2 protein-coding genes are annotated in these 3,190 nt (G+C 50.5%); both read left to right on the top strand.

All coding sequences use genetic code 11. The annotated features are described in order from the left end of the window. Positions 1-2,620, top strand: a 2,620-nt coding sequence (locus tag ACO6V1_RS23140) for a DUF1601 domain-containing protein (protein WP_422468846.1), incomplete at its 5' end; no start/stop codon positions are given. Positions 2,621-2,853: 233 nt separating this feature from the next. Next, positions 2,854-3,190 (top strand): hypothetical protein (locus ACO6V1_RS23135; protein ID WP_422468844.1); only part of this gene is annotated, 337 nt, incomplete at its 3' end.

Raw genomic sequence — 3,190 nt, 5'->3', positions numbered from 1 at the left:
TCGTTTCGGTGATCGCTATGATGGGAGAGATCACGGTCAATATGCCAGTTCAATTAAAAAATACACGTTAGCTGCTAAAAGACCGTTAAATCGAGCGGAACAAGGCCAGCTGATGCGTTTTCTGCAAAATTTCACAGCAACGCGGAGCTGGAATTGGCGAAGCCTGACAACCACACTTCATTCATTGACTTCAGCGGGTGTTTTTACCCTTCATAGCCCCTTGAATGATCGTGTTAGGTTTACTCAAGCTGCCTTATTGTCAACACTGCTTGATGCAATAATATTCAAGTGCAACCAAAAAGCTGAAACCAGCTATATTGGTGCCCAAGGTGTCGCCAACCTGCTGTGGGCCATGGCGAAACTGGTAGACAGCGGGCAGGAGCGAAAATCAGGGCTCAACGAGGCTGTGGCCGTACTGTTGCCCCACATGAACGCACAGCAAGACCCATTTATTCCTCAACATATTGCCAACCTGCTGTGGGCCATGGCGAAACTGGTGGACAACGGGCAGGAGCGAACACCAGGGCTCAATGAGGCCGTGGCCAGGCTATTGCCCGACGTGAACGCACAGAAAACTCACTTTAAACCACAGGAAATCGCCAGCCTGCTGTGGGCCATGGCGAAACTGGTGGACAACGGGCAGGAACAGACACCAGCGTTCAACGAGGCCGTGGCCGCGCTGTTGTCCCGGGTAAACGCACATAAAGACCGATTTAATGCACAGGGTATTACCAACCTGCTGTGGGCCATGGCAAAACTGGTGGGCAACGGGCAGGAACAAACAGCAGGGCTCAAAGAGACCGTGATCGTGCTGTTGCCCTGCGTGAACGCACTGAAAGACCGATTTATACCTCAGCATATTGCCAACCTGCTGTGGGCCATGGCGAAACTGGTGGACTACGGGCAGGAGCGGACACCAGGGCTCAAAGAGGCCGTGGCCGCGCTGTTACCCAACGTGAACGCACAGAAAGACCAATTTAATGCCCAGGCTATTGCCAACCTGCTGTGGGTCATGGCGAAACTGGTGGGCAGCGGGCTGGAGCGGGCACCAGGGCTCAAAGAGGCTGTGGCCACGCTGTTGCCCCAGGTGATCGCAAAGAAAGCTAACTTTAAACCACAGGGTATTGCCAACCTGCTGTGGGCCATGGCGAAACTGGTGGACTACGGGCAGGAGCGGACACCAGGACTCAAAGAGACCGTGGCCGCGTTGTTGCCCCACGTGAACGCACATAAAGCTCACTTTAAACCACAGGAAATCGCCAACCTGCTGTGGGCCATGGCGAAACTGCTGGACAACGGGCAAGAACGGACACCAGAACTCAAAGAGCCTGTGGTCGCCCTGCTATCCCACGTGAACATACAGAAAGCTCACTTTAAACCACAGGAAATCGCCAACCTGCTGTGGGCCATGGCAAAACTGGTGGACAACGGACAAGAGTGGACACCAGAGCTCAACGAGGCCGTGGCCGCGCTGTTGCCTCGTGTGAACGCACAGAAAGCTAACTTAATACCACAGGAGACTGTTAACCTGCTATGGGCCATGGCGAAACTGGTGGACAACGGGCAGGAGCAAACACCAGAGCTCAACGAGGCCGTGGCCGCGCTGTTGCCTCGTGTGAACGCACAGAAAGCTAACTTAATACCACAGGAGATTGTCAACCTGCTATGGGCCATGGCGAAACTGGTGGGCAACGGGCAGGAGCAGACACCAGAACTCAACGAGACCGTAGCCGCGCTGTTGCCCCACGTGAACGCACAAAAAGACCAATTTATTCCTCAGCATATCGCCAACCTGCTGTGGGCCATGGCGAAGCTGGGCGAACTCATTGAGCTGAACGTGGTAACATCCACGTTTAAATCGCTTGTCTACCGAATCAGTGGCAATTCTCAGTTCTCTCAGCAAGCGATATTGATGTCCCTCTGGGGAGTAATGGTATGCTGTGCCAGATTGTATCTGGTCTCCGATGCCAACAAAAATAACTGGCTTGAAAAGCACATGGATGATCTGTTTACTCGCCTGGAAAATACATTCCCAGACAATCCAGACAATAATGAAGAGGAACAATACGTTATTGCCATGGCCGCAAGTTGGCTTGGGAGATCATGCCCGTTCGTCCCCCATTACCAGATAATCATGTCAAAACCTCAATCCGACTTCCGCGATCAACTCCAATCATGTATTCCATCTCTGCAAATTGAAGAAGAAAAGAGTCTGAATTCATTACCTCCGGTTGACCTGCTACTGCCAGATCACAACATGGTGATTGAAGTTCAGGGGCCCTCTCATTACGTGGGTGGTGATTTCAAAACCAGGAAGGGTTCGACTCTGCTGAAAATTGCACTGTTGCAAAAAGCAGGATTTGAGGTCATTGAAATTCCGGTTAACAGGCTTTGGAATCAGGATTTAATGAAACCGTACATTGATCAAATAAAGACCAGGACAGGCATCCCGCCACAGGGGCATGGCTCTGTATCACTTAAAAGAACGTGGGCAGATGCGGCATACGTTACTGCTGATAAAGGCAGGCAACCCTCAGATCACGGTTACCTGACCGCCGAAAAACAGTTAGAAGAACAAACCGGCAAACCAGCCAGGAGGAAGAGAAAAAACAGCCAGTAACCCCCCCCTCCCTTCCACCCAGGAACCGTTTTCACATTCAAGTAAAGTTCTACCAGCTGAAGACCTGTTGCCCCTGAATTTCGCCCCGGATGATTTGAAGATAATGGATGGTTGGCATCAGGAGCAGATGAGTTTCTCCCACTGCTTACATTGATCAACATTCCAGCAAAATGAACTTCTGAACAGAACAGCAGTCTGCTTTTTATATTCTCATGAATTAATGAAATATAGTTATGGATAGAAACTCTGCTGGTATCGGTGGTCAATACACAAGATCAGATAATTATTATAATCGACCGGGTGGCCATGCCACATCTTCACGGCGTGGACGATATAGACATGCCACGGTCAGGAGGGATGATACCCCACGCACTAACCCGGGGCGTAATAAATTTTACCGTTCTTCTGACGCATGCCCTTCTCAACATCTACAGCGCCGTTCAGTAAACCTTGCTCAAGATTTTAATGCGCTCATCAAACAGGAAATAATGGATGATCTGGTGAGTAAATCTTATCGTTTCGGTGATCGCTATGATGGGAGACATCACGGTCAATATGCCAATTCAATTA

It is taken from the genome of Endozoicomonas sp. ALC013, assembly GCF_049310205.1.
Lineage (GTDB): Bacteria > Pseudomonadota > Gammaproteobacteria > Pseudomonadales > Endozoicomonadaceae > Endozoicomonas.
Note: the sequence above shows the minus strand (reverse complement) of the source record. Positions and strands in the feature narration are given on the sequence as shown.